The 657-nt window shown below is 56.6% G+C and carries 1 protein-coding gene; it reads left to right on the forward strand.

The window, feature by feature from the left end:
* The coding region (locus HF894_RS15065; RefSeq protein WP_218417857.1) for a virulence-associated E family protein at positions 1–657 on the forward strand (657 nt) is incomplete at both ends.

Raw genomic sequence — 657 nt, forward strand, 5'->3', positions numbered from 1 at the left:
TGGAGTGCTGGGATCGTGACATCAAGCGATATGTGGAATCCGACCACGTACAAGACTACCACCCCTTTGAACTCTATTTCAATAACTTGCCCGAATGGGACGGCAAGGATCGGATAACGGAATTGGCAAGGCGCGTATCCGATAAGGACGTTTGGATACGTTCCTTCCACCGCTGGATGCTGGCCGTCACAGCCCAGTGGACAGGCTCGGGCAACCGTGACCGTCGTGCTAATAGCGTAGCTCCGCTTTTGGTCAGCCCCACACAGGGTCTGGGTAAATCCACTTTCTGCCGTATGCTGCTACCTAAGGAACTGCGTGATTACTTCACAGAGAGCTTCGACCTGACCAACGCCTCGTCGGCGGAGAACAAACTGGCCTCCTACGGTCTGATCAACCTCGACGAGTTCGACCGCCTTCCCGTCAGCCGGATGCCCCAGCTGAAGAATCTGATGCAGATGGAAGACCTGCGTGTGCGTCGTGCCTACCGCCGTGCGGCCGAATCGTTGCCAAGAATCGCCTCATTCATCGGTACAAGTAATCGCCGCGACCTGCTGACCGACCTTTCGGGCAGCCGCCGTTTCATCTGTGTGGAAGTGGAGCATGCCATCGACTGTACGACCTCCATCGACCACGCCCAGCTTTATGCCCAACTGCTGC

The sequence above is a fragment of the Caecibacteroides pullorum genome (genome assembly GCF_019239235.1).
Classification (GTDB): domain Bacteria; phylum Bacteroidota; class Bacteroidia; order Bacteroidales; family Bacteroidaceae; genus Bacteroides; species Bacteroides pullorum.